Origin of the sequence: Thioclava litoralis (assembly GCF_045278885.1) — a bacterium.
Lineage (GTDB): Bacteria > Pseudomonadota > Alphaproteobacteria > Rhodobacterales > Rhodobacteraceae > Thioclava > Thioclava litoralis.
This window is the reverse complement of sequence record NZ_CP135443.1, coordinates 2,717,882-2,731,171: the sequence shown is the minus strand read 5'-3', so window position 1 is coordinate 2,731,171 and position 13,290 is coordinate 2,717,882. Positions and strand designations below refer to the sequence as shown.

Below are 13,290 nucleotides of genomic sequence, written 5' to 3'. Positions count from 1 at the left end.
CTATCTGGGCCGCGTGGGGGCGGAAGGAAAGGGGTTTTTATACCTCGGGGCTGGCCATTGCGCGCCAGTGTTCAATTCGTGCTGCAATATCAGGCCCATGTGTGGCAATCGCATCCTGCGCGAGCTTGAGCCGGTCCACCGCCTTTTCCAGCCGCGCCGAGATTTTCCGGATCTCGCTTTCGAGGATCGGGCAGAGTGTCTCGTTTTGCGAGATTTCACGGCGGCGGAGCAACCGGTCGAGATGGGTCTGCCACATCTCGACGGTGCGCATCTGGGCATGCAGCGTATCGGCCAGAACCTTGGCATGGGTGGTTTCGGCGCGAATAATCGCTTCGACAGATCTGTTTTTAAGCTCGGCGCTGCGCAGGCTTTCAAACCGGCTTCTCTGACCGTAGCCGGGCTGGTTGATCCCGCCCATCACAGGCGTGTCTATGCCACCGGATTCCGGCATAATCGCGATTTTGAACCCATATGTCACCGAACTGCCTACTCTGTATCACGAGACCTGCGCCTCATTGGGTATAGTTAACACAACAACTGTTGCGTGCAGTGGTTAACAGATCGTTAATCCGCGGGCAGAGCGTTACGTTCATATCCGATTTTTCTGATATATGACATCAAAGCCACGCCCCGGGGTCTGAAAAGGGGCCTCCATACGGCCATAAACCTCGATACGGCCCATAAAAAAGCCGCCCTCGGCGGGGCGGCTTTCGCGGGCTTGCAAGGGTGGGATCAGAACCCGGCCTTGATCTTTTCGAACTCCGCCAGCTGACGTTCGCGCATCTGCGGGTCATTGGGGGTCTGGGCAAGGATCGGGGCATCGACATGGCCAAGACCTGCGGCATCCAGATCCTCTTTCGAGAACTGCTCCATCGCCTTGACGTTGGTATGGCCATATCCGATGGCCTCCATCAGGGCAGGGGCTGCCGCGGGGGCCAGCCACGAATTGATGAAGTCATAGGCCTGATCTTCCGAACCGGGGCCATCCTTGAGGTTGACATAGCCGCAGAAGAAGGTGGACGAGCCTTCTTTCGGCGCGCGCTGGAAGGCCACCGGATAGCCATCGGCCTTGAGATAGGTCACGCCATCATTCCACGACCACGAAATAAGCACTTCGCCCGACGCCATGGTCTGGGCCTGTTCCGAAGGGTCGGTCCAGTAGGATTGCACATTCTGGTGGGCTTTGCGCAGCCATGCCGCCGCTGCCTGGAACTGGTCTTCGGTCACATTGGTCCAGTCCGACACGCCGGTGGCCAGATAGGCCAGCGCCCAGACATCATCCGAGCTGTCGGGCAGCGATATACGGCCCTGATATTTCGGGTTCAGGAAGACATCCAGAGAGGCCACATCCTCGGCAGGCACTTTCTCGGGATTATAGGCGATGGCGGTCGCGCCCCAGTCGGTGGGGATATACCACACGCCCTGATCATCCTTGAAGATCTTGGAATTGAGGAATTTCGGGTCGATATCCTTGAAGGCGGGAATGCGCGAGACGTCCCACGGCTCGATCAGACCGGCATCGCGATATTTCGACACCATCTGCGAACAGGGATGGGCCACATCGGCTTTGAAGCCCGAGGCAAGCTTCTGGTAGGCCTCGTCGTCATCACCGTAGAAGGTATAGCTGGGGCCGGCGCCATATTTCTGGGCATATTGCGCAAACAGGCCCGGCACTTCAAAGCCCGACCAGTCAAAGACCAGAAGATCGGGGCTTTCAGCCTGTGCCTGCAGACCGATCAGACAGGCCGCGCCTGCGAGCAGAGAGGTGAAATGTTTCATGGAAGTCCCTGTTTTATGTGTTCTCCCCCGACGCTAAAACGCAGCGCCCGACGCGACAAGAGGGATTTTCACATCGCCGTGCCGCGTCGTGAGCGGGTTTGGGGGCTGGACGTGGGTCATTTGCCAGCTATTTAGCCCTTTCAATGGTTTGACGGAGGGATTCATGGGGTTGAAACCGGTTATTCTATGGCTCAGACGCGATTTCCGTCTGCATGATCATCCGGCGATGGTGGCTGCCGAAAAAACTGGCGCTCCCGTGATCTGCGTCTTCATCCATGACGAGATCGTGGCCGGAACGGGGGCTGCGGCCAAATGGCGCTGGGGGGAGGCCATCGCCAGTTTCGCAGCACGGCTTGAGGAGATCGGCAGCCGTCTGATCCTGCGCAAGGGGGCGGCGCTGGAGGTCCTGCAGGGGCTGGTGCAGGAGACGGGGGCCACGCAGGTGCACTGGTCGCGCGCCTATGATCCGGCCTCGATTGCGCGCGACAGGGCGGTGAAGGCGGCTTTGAGGGAGGGCGGTATCGGGGCGCATAGCCATAAGGGCCATCTGATGTTCGAGCCGTGGGATGTCGCCACCGGCAAGGGCGAGCCCTACAAGGTCTACACCCCCTATTGGAATGCCGTGAAGGGACGCGGGGTGGACACCCCCTGTGACACGGTGCGCGCGCTGGCCGCGCCCGAGACATGGCCGGACAGCGAGACTCTGGCTTCATGGCAGATGGGGGCGCAGATGCGGCGCGGGGGGCCTGTGCTGGCGGAACATGCCTGCATTGGCGAGGCCTCGGCCCAAGGGCGCATGGCCTCTTTCTTCGGGAATAAGATTGACGATTATAAGGCTGCCCGCGATCAGGTCGACCAGAAGGGCACCTCGAACCTGTCGGAGAATCTGACCTATGGCGAGATCAGCCCGCGCAGCCTCTGGCATAGCGGCTGGGCGCGTATGGAAGCCGGTAGCGCGGGGGCCGAGACCTTTCTGAAGGAACTCGTCTGGCGCGAATTCGCATGGCATCTGCTCTATCATTTCCCCACGCTCGATCACGAGAACTGGCGGGCCGAGTGGAACGGCTTCGGCTGGCGGCGCGACAATAACGATGCCGAGGCGTGGCGGCGCGGTCGTACGGGCGAGCCCTTCGTGGATGCCGCGATGCGCGAGATGTTCGTCACCGGCCAGATGCATAACCGTGCGCGGATGATCGTGGCCTCTTACCTCACCAAGCATCTGATGACCGATTGGCGGGTGGGGCTGCGCTGGTTCGAGGACTGCCTGACCGATTGGGATCCCGCCTCGAATGCGATGGGTTGGCAATGGGTGGCGGGCTGCGGCCCCGATGCCGCGCCCTATTTCCGCGTGTTCAATCCCGAGACGCAGGCCCAGAAATTCGACCCCGATGGCCGCTACCGCCGCGCCTGGATTGCCGAAGGACAGCCGCAGCCCGGCAAAACGGCGCTGCAATATTTCGATGCGATCCCGAAATCATGGCGGATGTCTGCGGATGACCGTTATCCGCCGCGGCTGGTGGATCTGAAAGAAGGGCGCGAAAAGGCGCTTGCGGCCTATGAGAGGCATAAAAAAGGCTAGGCTTTCCCGCGCCTTTCCAATTTTGGACATATTCCTGCGCGATGGTGCTGCCGATCTTGGTGACGGGCAGGGGGCGCGCGATGCAGCGTATCGGCTATGACAATGCAAGGGCGCGGATGCCAACCGCCTCGCGGGCGGTTGCCGCGCTCGCGCTGGGGGGGGTGGCCTGGGCCTGTGCCGAAGCGGCGCTTGGCCTGCTGCCCGTGTCCACCGTGACCAAGGGATATGTGCCGGTGCTTGGGCTGACGGGGCTTCTGGGCGGCTGGTACGGGCTGGGCCGCGAAACGCTACGCACACCCTACCGTACCGTGCTGGCGGGGCTGCGGATGGCGCTTTATCTGGCAGCGATGACGGTGGTCTATCTGGGCGCACTCGATATGTTCCGTCATGCGCATATGGTCAAAAGCACCAATGTTTTCGGCGCTTTGCTGGATGGTCTCAGCTTCGGGTTGCGGGCTGCGGGGGAATTACTTTCTGTTGACATGCTTGGCATGGTCATTGTGGGTTGCGTTACCGCTGCTATCTTGACATGGCTGACACAGCGGCGCTGGCCCTGACCCTGGTCCTGACCCTCGGTCCGGCAGGCCACGCCCCTCCGGCTGGCAAGACTTGATAAGGTGATCGCGTGACCAAAACGTATTTCTTCTACGGAACCCTTAGCTATCCGCCCTTGCTGGAACGCGTTCTGGGCCGGATGCCGAATATGCGCCCCGCTTTTCTGGATGGCTACGAGCCGCGCGTGGCGCGCCGCAATGGCGAAGACCTGCCCTTTCCCATTCTGGTGCCCTCGGATCTGGGCGTTCCCGGTATTCTGATCGATACCGAAACTCCCGAAGAGGATGCCCGCCTTTACGCCTATGAGGGCGGATATTGCCTGCATGCCTGCGATGTCAGTGCCGATGGAATTGGCGGCACGGTTCGGGCGCAGGTCTTTTTGCCGGACGAGGGCGCGTGGCAGACGGGTGGCGCATGGGACCTTGCCGACTGGGCCGAGACTTGGGGCGAGCTGGCGACCGAGGCTGTCGAGGATACGATGGCCAGCCTGCAGGATCTGGATTTCGACCAGATCTATGACCGCCGCGAGGCCATGATGGTGCGGGCTGCGGCGCGTGTGCGCGCCCGCGAGACCGGCCCCGCCACACTCCGGCGCAGTGCGGAACGCGGCGATATCGTCGTGTCCGACCGGCGTATGCCCTATGCCAAGTTCTTCTCGGTCGAGGATTACCGGCTACAATTCCGCAAATTCTCGGGTGCGCTGTCCGCCCCGATGGAGCGCGCGGTTTTCGTGTCCTGCGATGCGGCGGTGGTGCTGCCCTATGATCCGGTACGCGACAGGGTGCTGCTGATCGAACAGTTCCGCGTGGGGCCGATGGCGCGCGGCGATGGCAATCCGTGGCTTCTCGAGGCGATTGCGGGCCGTGTCGATCCGCTGGAAACCCCCGAGCAGACCGCCTTGCGCGAGGCGCAGGAAGAGGCGCATCTGAGCCTGCGCAAGCTGGTGCCTGCCGCGCAGTATTATTCCTCTCCCGGTGCCAAAAGCGAATATGTCTATAGCTATATCGGGATCGCTGACCTGACGGATGATGCCGCCGCGCCGGGGGGGCTGGCGGAGGAGGGCGAGGATATCCGCCCGCATCTGGTCAGCTTCGACGAGATGGTGGCGCTTCTGGACGCGGGCGAGCTGAACAATTCGATGGTCGTGATCTGCGCGCAGGCCCTGATCCGCCACCGCGATGCCCTGCGCGCCGAATTCGGCCAAGCCTAGGGCGATGCCGTCCGGACGCGGCGGCCAAGGCCGAGACCCGAGGCCCGTGCAGGGGGGGGCTGCCTGTCCCTGCATGCGGGCTACGTTCGGGGGCCACGTTCGGGAGGGGGCACGGGTGGATAAGGACATTTACACAGCTTTGGCAAAGCGGCCTTGACGGCGGTCCGCCTTTTGCAAGGACCACGAACGCGCGTTTTGCAAATTGCCGATTTCGCGCGAGAATTTTCGCCTAAATTCGGCTTGAGGGCCGGCTTGCGCGACGAATATGACTTGAGGCCGCCAAACGCCCGTCCTAAGTCTGGGGCCGACAAGTGGCGCTGCAATCGATTGGAGAAGATCATGAGAGTATGCGAGGATCTGGCACAGGCGGTAGGGAATACGCCCCTGATCAAGCTGAAAAAAGCTTCCGAGCTGACCGGCTGTGAGATCTTGGGGAAGGCCGAATTCCTGAACCCCGGCCAATCGGTGAAAGACCGCGCGGCGCTGTTTATCATCCGGGATGCGGTCGCACGCGGCCAGCTCAAGCCGGGTGGCACGATTGTGGAAGGCACGGCGGGCAATACCGGCATCGGTCTGGCACTGGTCGGGGCCTCGATGGGGTTCAAGACCGTGATCGTGATCCCCGAGACCCAGTCTCAGGAAAAGAAAGACATGATCCGCCTTGCAGGTGCCGAGCTGGTGCAGGTGCCTGCCGCCCCCTACAAGAACCCCAATAACTATGTCCATTACTCGCGCCGTCTGGCCGAGGCGCTGGCCAAGACCGACCCCAACGGGGTGATCTGGGCCAACCAGTTCGACAATACCGCCAACCGCGAGGCCCATATCCAGACCACCGGTCCGGAAATCTGGGACCAGACGGGGGGCCGTGTGGATGGCTTTATCTGTTCGGTCGGCTCGGGCGGTACTTTTGCGGGCACGGGCATGGCGTTGCAGCCCAAGGGCGTGAAGATCGGCCTTGCCGATCCCGATGGCGCCTCGCTGCACAGCTTCTACACCACAGGCGAATTGAAAGCCGAGGGCTCGTCGATCACCGAGGGCATCGGTCAGGGGCGCATCACCGCAAATCTCGACGGGTTCACCCCGGATATGTCCTATAACGTGCATGATGACGAAGCCCTGCCGATCATCTTCGATCTGCTGCAGGAAGAGGGGCTGTGCCTTGGCGGGTCTTCCGGCGTCAATATCGCCGGTGCGATCCGCATGGCGAAAGAGATGGGGCCGGGCCACCGGATCGTCACGATCCTGTGCGACTATGGCAACCGCTACCAGTCCAAGCTGTTCAATCCCGAATTCCTCAAAGAGAAATCCCTGCCGGTTCCCGAATGGCTGGACCGCGCCCCCGCAGCGATGCCCGAGGTTTTCGAGGGATGATACAACAGGTCCTGCGCGCTGCCGCCACCGTCTTCTTCCTTTTGGTCGCAGGCATGGTCTGGGCGCAGGACCAAACTGCCCCTGATTATAAATCATGGGAAAAATTTGCCGCATCTGCCCAGACCTCGATCAATCAGGATACGGCGCAGATCAGCGAACAGGATCTGGAAGATCTGCGGGCAACGCTGGTCACATGGCGCGATAAATTCAATGCCGCCCGTGACACGAATGCCAGCCAGATCAAGACGATACGCGACCAAATTGAAGCTTTGGGTCCGGCACCTGCCGAAGGCGACAGCGAAGACGCGGCCATTGCCAAACGCCGCAGTGACCTGAATGACCAGCTTTCCAAATTGCAGGCCCCGTCGATCACCGCCACCGAGGCGGCCACACGCGCCGACGGGCTGATCCGCTCGCTTGATAGCGAGCTGCGCAGCCGGTCGACGGACAAGCTGCTGCGGCTGTCGCCGTCGCCGCTCAATCCGGTCAACTGGGCCTCGGCGCTGAAAGTGGCAGGGCAGTTGACGGGCAAGCTGTATGAGGAAAGCAAGGCCCAGCTTGAGGGCACCACCCGCTTCGAGGAACTGCGCGAGAATGGTCCGGTAATTGCCGGTCTTGTGCTGGTGGCCTTGGTGCTGCTGGGGCGCGGGCGGCGCTGGATGGAGGATCTGTCGCAATGGCTGCTGGGCCGGTCTTCCATGCGGGCGCGGATGGTGATCGAGATGATCGTCTCGGTGGGGCAGATCCTTGTGCCGCTGGGCGGGATCGTGCTGCTGTTGCAGGCGCTGCAGATTTCGGGACTGTTCGGCGCGACATGGCAGGATTTCCTGCGTGTTCTGGCGGGCGTGGCCACCGTCACGCTGTTCTCGGCATGGCTGGCGGGGCGGTTGTTCCCGTGGAATGACCGGCAGGCCAGCCCGTTCAACCTGCTCAGCGAACGCCGCGCGGAAGGGCGCCTGCTGGTGGTGTCGATGGGCTTCCTGCAGGCCCTGTGGGACCCGTTCGGCCATTGGGTTGTCGAACAGGCGATGGCGCTGACCCGCGCCTCGGTCAGCTCTGCAACGGCGGATGCGGCCAGCACAGCGGCCACACAGCTTGATGCGGCGCTGGCGGCGCTGACCCTGCCGTTGCAGATCTTGGCGGGGCTTGCGCTGTTCCGCACGGGGGCGGTGCTGCGCCGCCATGTGCGCAATGAAGACAAGCAGTCGGTTGACCGTGCCTTCGGTGACAGCCTGATCCTGCTGATCGGCAATGCGGTGATCGTTGTGGCGGTTGTCGGCCCGCTTCTGGGGGCGATCGGCTATGTCAATGCGGCCAACCAGCTGATCTGGCCGATGATCAAATCGCTGTTCCTTGCGGGGCTGGTGCTGACCCTGCAGCGCTTTGTCGCCGAGGTCTATGTGGTGCTGACCAAGCGCGAGGATGACGGGCGCGACAGTCTTGTGCCGATTCTGATGGGGTTTGTGCTGGTGTTGCTGGCGCTGCCGGTTCTGGCGCTGAACTGGGGCGCAAGGGTGGAAGACCTGAGCGAGGTCTGGACCACGTTCAGCAACGGGTTCGATATGGGCGGGGTACGGATTTCTCCGAGCATCTTCCTTGTGTTGGCCATCGTTTTTGCCATCGGCTATGCGATCACCCGTGGGGTGCAGGCGGCCCTGCGCAGCACCATCCTGCCCAAGACCAATATCGATAAGGGCGGGCAGAACGCGATCCTGTCGGGCATCGGCTATATCGGTATTTTCCTCGCGGCTCTGGTGGCGATCTCTTCTGCGGGGATCGACCTCAGCTCGCTTGCCATCGTGGCGGGGGCATTGTCGGTGGGGGTGGGCTTTGGTCTGCAGACCATCGTGCAGAACTTTGTCTCGGGGATCATCTTGCTGATCGAACGCCCGATTTCGGAAGGCGACTGGATCGAGGTCGGCACGCAGATGGGGGTCGTCAAGGCGATCTCGGTGCGTTCGACGCGTATCGAGACCTTCGACCGGACCGAAGTGATCGTGCCCAATGCCGATCTGATTTCGGGTCAGGTGACCAACTGGACGCGCGGCAATATGACGGGGCGGCTGATTGTGCCGGTGGGCGTGGCCTATGGCACCGATACCCGCAGGATCGAGAAACTCCTGATGGAGATCGCCGAGGACCAGCCGACAGTGATGATGGACCCCGCGCCCAATGTGGTGTTCGTGGGGTTCGGGGCCGATAGCCTGAATTTCGAAATCCGGATGATCCTGTCGGATGTGAATTTCAAGCTGCGCGTGATGTCCGAGGTGAACCACCAGATTGCCGCCCGCTTTACCCGTGAGGGGATCGAGATTCCCTTCGCGCAGCGCGATCTCTGGCTGCGCAACCCCGAGGCGCTTTCGGGGCGCTACGAGGACCGGCCGGCGCGTTGGCGTGACACGGAGGAGGAAGGCCATAGCCGCCGCGAGGCCAAGCTGAAAGAGAACGAGACGCCGCATGATCTTGGGCAGCCGATGCCCGGTGAAGGGTTCGAGGATGCCGATGCGGATGGTGGTGGGGACGCCCGCTGAGCCGCGCGGCTCAGCTGGGGGGACGCCTCCGTAAGGGCTGCAATATCTGGACCGGAACATGAAAACCGGAGGCCGTCCCGCCTCCGGTTTTTGTCTTTCTGTGGGGTGAGGGAAAGCGTTTCGTCCGTTCCGGCTTGTCCCCCGAAACGTGAACAGGCCCCACGGATGGGGCCTGTCGACAGGAAAGGACCGGTAACGGTCAGTGATAATGTTTGTTGCGCGATTGCTTGCCCAGACCGGGATTGAAGCTGTTGGTCGGGTCGCAGTCGCAATAATGCGCGGCCAGAGCGGGTTTGGCTTTGTAGAGATGCCCGACATTGTGCTCTGCCGGATATTCTGCGCCCCGTTGGTCGAGGATTTCCAGCATCTTGGCTTTCAGCGCGTGAGAATCCACGCCCTTCTTCACGACATAGTCCTGATGCAGGACATGGCAGAAGAAATGCCCGTAATAGAGCTTGTGCTCGATCTGGGCATCCAGTTCGGGGGGTAGATGCTCGAACCAGTCCTCGTCATTGCGGCGCAGGGCGATGTCGAGCGGCAGGATATCGGCCACGTCCTTTTCATGCAGGGCCATATACCGCACAGCCGCACCCGCTGCCGCAAAGCGGTGCAGACCGGCGATTTTCGTCTCGCGGGCATCGCATTCGAAGAAATCCGCATCCTTGCCGTCGCAGAGTTCGGAGAGCGTTTTCTGTGCCGCCTCGATCCCCTCATCGCGCATCTTCAGGATCAGATGGTGCTCGAAGCGGTGGCGATATTCGGTCAAGCGCTTGGGCAGGATCGCGGGCCAGAGATTGGCGACAAGTTGCAGGAATTTGTCGGTCAGGTGGCGGGTGGGGCCGAAGCGGTTCAGCCGCCCGTCAATGGCTCCTTTCAGCGCGAAGAATTGCGGCAGGCGGTCGGTGCCCAGCTTGTCGATGGCCAGCACCGTATCCTTGCCGTATTTCTCGGTGATATCATAGGCATCGCGGTGCATATATTCGCCGGAGATCGGCAGCACGGGGAAGTCTTTGAGGATGATCCGCCGCAGTTTTGTCAGCGTTTCGGTCGAATTGGTGCCGATATAGAATGTCTTCTGCCGTGCCGGGCGCGCGAAACTGTCCAGACGCACGGCGAAAACCGCAAGTTTTCCCGCACAGCCCGAGGCTTCATAGAGCCGCCCCGGATCGGCATTGAACCGCGCGGGGGTGTCAGCTTCGATATCGCGGACGCGCTCGGCATAGCCCTGATCGGAGGCATGGCGATTGCCTTCATGGTCGATCGCGCCCCAGTCGCCCTTCTCGACACGGGTCAGAATCTCTTCAGGTGTCGTGCCAAGGTCGATCCCCAAGTGATTAATAAGGTGTAAATTTCCTTCGGCATCAAGCTGGGCGAAAAGCGCCATTTCCGTGTAGGACGGGCCGCGTTCGACCAGCGCGCCGCCGGAGTTGTTGCACACGCCGCCAATCACCGAGGCCCCGATACAGCTGGAGCCGATCACCGAATGCGGGTCGCGGCCCTTCGGGTCCAGCGCCTTTTCCAGACGGAACAGCGTCGCCCCCGGCAGGGCGACCACCTGCCGCCCGTCATCCAGCAGGTGCACACGGTCCATCCGCCGCGTCGAGATGATCACCACCTCGCGGTCATAGCTACCCTTGGGGGTGGAACCTTCGGTCAGGCCGGTATTCGAGGATTGCATGATGATGATTTTATCGGCCTTCACGCAGGCCTGAATCACCTTCCACTGTTCCAGCACGCTGCCGGGGCGGACAACGGCCAGCGCCTCGCCTTCGCCCGAACGGTATCCCTGCCGGAACCGTTCGGTTGCGCGGGGATCGGTCAGGACATGACGATGGCCGACGATGGATTGGAGTTCGGAAATTAGGGATGTATCGGCCATCATAAGGGTCCTTCCAGTACAGGGTCGCGACGAATTGTCTCAGACAATAGGCGGGCAAGGCGGCTGCGTCACCTCAAAAATGCGATATTGGTAAGAAAACTGATCCAATATGGGAAAGGCGGCTTTGGAAATGGCAGATCCTCTTGACCGATGCGGCGAAAACCGCGACAGGCGATGACATGATACCGACAGACCGCCTGCACCAGATCCGCGACCGATACGGTTATCTCGAAGCCCAGCTTTCGAGCGGGCCGGACCCTGCCGAAATCGCGCGGATTTCCCGTGAATATTCCGAGCTGAAGCCCGTGGTCGAGCAGATCGAGAACTGGCTTCAGGCGCAGGCCGATCTGGCCGAGGCCGAGGGCTGGCTTGCCGATCCGGAGATGAAGGATCTGGCCGAGGAAGAAGTGCCGCTGCTGCGCAAGAAGCTGCCCGAGCTGGAACAGGCTCTGCGTCTGGCGTTGCTGCCCAAGGATGCTGCCGATGCGCGTCCGGCCATTGTCGAGATCCGGCCCGGAACAGGGGGCGACGAAGCGGCCCTTTTTGCGGGCGACCTGCTGCGCATGTATCAGCGCTATGCCGACATTCGAGGCTGGCGGGTCGAGATACTGGATTATGCCGAAACCGAACTGGGCGGCATCAAGGAAGTGATGCTGCGGATCGAGGGCGAGGGTGTTTTTGCCCGTCTGAAATACGAATCGGGCGTGCATCGCGTGCAACGCGTGCCGGAAACCGAAGCCGGTGGCCGTATCCATACCTCTGCCGCGACCGTCGCGGTGCTGCCCGAGGCCGAGGAGGTCGATATCGACATTCCGGCTTCGGATATCCGGATCGATACGATGCGGTCGTCGGGGGCCGGTGGCCAGCACGTCAATACCACCGATTCTGCCGTGCGGATCACCCATTTGCCCACCGGTCTTGTGGTGACCTCTTCGGAAAAATCCCAGCATCAGAACCGTGCCAATGCGATGGCCGTGCTGCGGGCAAGGCTTTATGATATGGAGCGCGCGCGCATGGATGCGGAGCGCTCTGCCGCGCGTAAGGGGCAGGTGGGCTCCGGTGACCGCTCCGAGCGCATCCGCACCTATAATTTCCCGCAAGGGCGGCTGACCGATCACCGCATCAACCTGACGCTATACGCGCTGAGCCAGATCATGGGCGGTGATCTGGACGAGGTGATCGACGCACTGGTGGCGGATGATCAGGCGGCCCGACTGGCCGAGATGGAGGGGTAAGGCGCATGCAGGGCGGTGTATTGTTGCGCGAGGCCGTGACCAAGCTGCGGGAGGCGGGGATCGCATCGGCTGCGGGGGATGCGCGACGCCTTCTGGCCCATGCGCTGCGGGTCTCGCCCGAGCGGCTGACGCTTGCGCTGCATGATCCCGTGGCCGAGGAAGCGCAGGCCAGATTTGCCCGCTTTCTGGCGGCGCGCATGGACTTCCAGCCGGTGTCGCAGATCACGGGGGCGCGGCTGTTCTGGGGGCGCAAATTCAAGGTCACTCAGGATACGCTCGACCCGCGTCCCGAGACCGAAATTCTGGTAGAGCGCGCCTTGCAGCAGCCTTTCCGGAACGTGCTGGATCTGGGCACGGGCACGGGCTGTATTCTGCTGAGCTGTCTGGCGGAAATGCCCAAAGCCACGGGCGTCGGGGTGGATCTCTCGCCGCAGGCTCTGGCGGTTGCGCAAAGCAATGCCGATAATCTTGGCCTGAGCGAGCGGGTGCGCTTGACGGTCTCTGACTGGTTCGATGCGGTGGATGGCATGTTCGATCTGATCGTCTCCAACCCGCCTTATATCGCGCAGGACGAGATGGCCGGTCTGGCGCGCGACGTGCTGGATTGGGAGCCGCATAGCGCCTTGACGCCGGGGGGCGACGGTCTGTCGGCCTATGCCAAGATCGCGCGCGGTCTGCTGGTGCATCTGGCCCCCGGGGGGCGCATCCTGTTCGAGATCGGGCCGACTCAAGGGGCTGCGGTTTGCGGCTTCTTGTCGGAGATCGGTCTTGACGGCTGCCGGATATGGCCCGATCTTGACGGGCGGGACCGTGTTGTGGAGGCGCGGCGTCCGCTTTAGGCCGGACTCCGGCCCTGAAATATGCCGATCCGCCAGTGTCCTGCGGTTCGTCTTCACTAAAACTTCACGATATTTCGGCGACAATACCCCGAAAAAAGAGCATAAAGGGAAAATCTATCTTGCGAGATCCGTCGTGACGTGCTTATCAGGGGACGTGCACGGAGAAACAAGTTTCCCGGCATGGCTCAGCTTAACACTGCGGGCTTGGTTGAAGGGCATAGACCCCTTATGCAACCAGACTGTCCCGCGCGGCCCGGTTGGATCGTGACGGATCTGGCCTAGACCTTGTCAAAACCGCTCGCTTTTAAAGGC

Annotated in this window: 10 protein-coding genes; 7 read left to right on the top strand and 3 right to left on the bottom strand. The window is 61.9% G+C overall.

What is annotated here, in order from left to right; all coding sequences use genetic code 11:
• Nucleotides 1-37 precede the first annotated feature (37 nt).
• Both RPE78_RS13420 and RPE78_RS13415 read right to left on the bottom strand, forming a co-directional pair.
• Nucleotides 38-478: a hypothetical protein gene (locus tag RPE78_RS13420; RefSeq protein WP_339107424.1), complete on the bottom strand. Its 441-nt coding sequence runs from the start codon at nt 476-478 to the stop codon at nt 38-40.
• A gap of 254 nt (nt 479-732) precedes the next feature.
• Nucleotides 733-1,779 (bottom strand): extracellular solute-binding protein, encoded by a 1,047-nt coding sequence (locus RPE78_RS13415; protein ID WP_339107423.1) that lies wholly within the window; start codon nt 1,777-1,779, stop codon nt 733-735.
• Nucleotides 1,780-1,942: 163 nt separating this feature from the next.
• On the opposite strand from RPE78_RS13415, the gene RPE78_RS13410 reads away from it, so the two are divergent.
• From RPE78_RS13410 to RPE78_RS13390, 5 genes are all read left to right on the top strand, one after another.
• Nucleotides 1,943-3,358 (top strand): cryptochrome/photolyase family protein, encoded by a 1,416-nt coding sequence (locus RPE78_RS13410; protein WP_406720837.1) that lies wholly within the window; start codon nt 1,943-1,945, stop codon nt 3,356-3,358.
• 80 nt (nt 3,359-3,438) lie between these two features.
• The gene (locus RPE78_RS13405; protein ID WP_406720836.1) at nt 3,439-3,915 is read left to right on the top strand and encodes a TrgA family protein; all 477 of its coding nucleotides are present in this window, start codon (nt 3,439-3,441) and stop codon (nt 3,913-3,915) included.
• 68 nt (nt 3,916-3,983) lie between these two features.
• Entirely contained in the window at nt 3,984-5,123 is a 1,140-nt protein-coding gene (locus RPE78_RS13400) for an NUDIX domain-containing protein (protein WP_406720835.1), read from the top strand.
• A 339-nt stretch (nt 5,124-5,462) separates the two neighbouring features.
• Entirely contained in the window at nt 5,463-6,494 is a 1,032-nt protein-coding gene (locus RPE78_RS13395) for a cysteine synthase A (protein ID WP_339107419.1), read from the top strand.
• A complete protein-coding gene (locus RPE78_RS13390; protein WP_406720834.1) occupies nt 6,491-9,025 on the top strand; it encodes a DUF3772 domain-containing protein in 2,535 nt (844 codons plus the stop codon). The genes RPE78_RS13395 and RPE78_RS13390 overlap by 4 nt, the downstream gene beginning before the upstream one ends.
• Nucleotides 9,026-9,224: 199 nt before the next feature.
• Here the strand turns inward: RPE78_RS13390 and dld are convergent, their stop codons facing one another.
• Nucleotides 9,225-10,904, bottom strand: a complete 1,680-nt coding sequence (dld, locus tag RPE78_RS13385) for a D-lactate dehydrogenase (protein ID WP_339107417.1) — start codon at nt 10,902-10,904, stop codon at nt 9,225-9,227.
• Between the two features lie 179 nt (nt 10,905-11,083).
• Between dld and prfA the strand changes: the two genes are divergently transcribed.
• Together prfA and prmC are read left to right on the top strand one after the other, a co-directional pair.
• Nucleotides 11,084-12,139, top strand: a complete 1,056-nt coding sequence (gene prfA, locus RPE78_RS13380) for a peptide chain release factor 1 (protein WP_339107416.1) — start codon at nt 11,084-11,086, stop codon at nt 12,137-12,139.
• A 5-nt stretch (nt 12,140-12,144) separates the two neighbouring features.
• Complete coding sequence (gene prmC / locus RPE78_RS13375) at nt 12,145-12,978, top strand: peptide chain release factor N(5)-glutamine methyltransferase (protein WP_339107415.1); 834 nt, start codon at nt 12,145-12,147, stop codon at nt 12,976-12,978.
• Nucleotides 12,979-13,290: the final 312 nt, after the last annotated feature.